We start from the raw sequence: 1,741 nt of genomic DNA, 5'->3' as shown, positions 1-1,741 counted from the left end.
GCACTGCTCTTTAACAATTTATCAGACAATCTGTGTGGGCACTCAAAGTGACATGGATTCTTAATGTCTTCGGACAATAAATGAATACCAAGTCTCTGAGTGAACATACGTAATTCATTACGAAGTTTAATTCACGAGCATCAAACTTAAATTGAAGAGTTTGATCATGGCTCAGATTGAACGCTGGCGGCAGGCCTAACACATGCAAGTCGAGCGGTAGCACAGAGAGCTTGCTCTCGGGTGACGAGCGGCGGACGGGTGAGTAATGTCTGGGAAACTGCCTGATGGAGGGGGATAACTACTGGAAACGGTAGCTAATACCGCATAATGTCGCAAGACCAAAGAGGGGGACCTTCGGGCCTCTTGCCATCAGATGTGCCCAGATGGGATTAGCTAGTAGGTGGGGTAACGGCTCACCTAGGCGACGATCCCTAGCTGGTCTGAGAGGATGACCAGCCACACTGGAACTGAGACACGGTCCAGACTCCTACGGGAGGCAGCAGTGGGGAATATTGCACAATGGGCGCAAGCCTGATGCAGCCATGCCGCGTGTATGAAGAAGGCCTTCGGGTTGTAAAGTACTTTCAGCGAGGAGGAAGGCATTGTGGTTAATAACCACAGTGATTGACGTTACTCGCAGAAGAAGCACCGGCTAACTCCGTGCCAGCAGCCGCGGTAATACGGAGGGTGCAAGCGTTAATCGGAATTACTGGGCGTAAAGCGCACGCAGGCGGTCTGTCAAGTCGGATGTGAAATCCCCGGGCTCAACCTGGGAACTGCATTCGAAACTGGCAGGCTAGAGTCTTGTAGAGGGGGGTAGAATTCCAGGTGTAGCGGTGAAATGCGTAGAGATCTGGAGGAATACCGGTGGCGAAGGCGGCCCCCTGGACAAAGACTGACGCTCAGGTGCGAAAGCGTGGGGAGCAAACAGGATTAGATACCCTGGTAGTCCACGCCGTAAACGATGTCGACTTGGAGGTTGTTCCCTTGAGGAGTGGCTTCCGGAGCTAACGCGTTAAGTCGACCGCCTGGGGAGTACGGCCGCAAGGTTAAAACTCAAATGAATTGACGGGGGCCCGCACAAGCGGTGGAGCATGTGGTTTAATTCGATGCAACGCGAAGAACCTTACCTACTCTTGACATCCAGAGAACTTAGCAGAGATGCTTTGGTGCCTTCGGGAACTCTGAGACAGGTGCTGCATGGCTGTCGTCAGCTCGTGTTGTGAAATGTTGGGTTAAGTCCCGCAACGAGCGCAACCCTTATCCTTTGTTGCCAGCGGTCCGGCCGGGAACTCAAAGGAGACTGCCAGTGATAAACTGGAGGAAGGTGGGGATGACGTCAAGTCATCATGGCCCTTACGAGTAGGGCTACACACGTGCTACAATGGCATATACAAAGAGAAGCGACCTCGCGAGAGCAAGCGGACCTCATAAAGTATGTCGTAGTCCGGATTGGAGTCTGCAACTCGACTCCATGAAGTCGGAATCGCTAGTAATCGTAGATCAGAATGCTACGGTGAATACGTTCCCGGGCCTTGTACACACCGCCCGTCACACCATGGGAGTGGGTTGCAAAAGAAGTAGGTAGCTTAACCTTCGGGAGGGCGCTTACCACTTTGTGATTCATGACTGGGGTGAAGTCGTAACAAGGTAACCGTAGGGGAACCTGCGGTTGGATCACCTCCTTACCTTAAAGAACCTGCCTTTGTAGTGCTCACACAGATTGTCTGATGAAAAGTAA

The 1,741-nt window shown here is 52.2% G+C and carries 1 rRNA gene; it reads left to right on the top strand.

Going from position 1 to position 1,741, the window contains the following annotated elements:
* Positions 1–148 precede the first annotated feature (148 nt).
* Positions 149–1,688, top strand: a 16S ribosomal RNA gene (locus ACSVHP_RS22915).
* Positions 1,689–1,741: the final 53 nt, after the last annotated feature.

The organism is Enterobacter sp. 186315 (assembly GCF_053290175.1).
This window is presented reverse-complemented; position numbering and strand designations above follow the sequence as displayed.